Source organism: Enterobacter sp. R-1.6.2, from assembly GCF_035064085.1.
GTDB classification, from domain to species: Bacteria; Pseudomonadota; Gammaproteobacteria; order Enterobacterales; family Enterobacteriaceae; genus Enterobacter; species Enterobacter asburiae_B.
Genome location: NZ_JASEYI010000145.1, coordinates 1 through 290 on the forward strand (window position 1 = coordinate 1; position 290 = coordinate 290).

Sequence of the window (290 nt, forward strand, 5' to 3'; positions counted from 1 at the left end):
TCAGCTTCAGCCACATGGATATGGCGGAACTGTTTATCGACGCCGCTGCTGAGGGCGTAGAAATAGGTGCAGCGCATTGTTTCGGGGCAACGTCTGCGCAGTTTCTTCAGCTCAGCAAGGCTGCTGAACTCCAGAACGTCCGATTCCTCCTCAGAGTTTTTTTTCGTCTCAGCGACGAGGATCGTGTACGACACGGTTTTTCCCCCCATCTTTCTGGAAGATTCTTGAGCGGCGGTTTTGACGTTGACGTTTCGTGTGTGCATCCTGGTTTTCTCCTGTGGTGATGGTTG

General features: G+C 52.4%; 1 pseudogene. It reads right to left on the reverse strand.

Going from position 1 to position 290, the window contains the following annotated elements:
- Positions 1-263, reverse strand: a pseudogene (locus QMN93_RS26175) (hypothetical protein); the annotation flags it as partial.
- Positions 264-290: the final 27 nt, after the last annotated feature.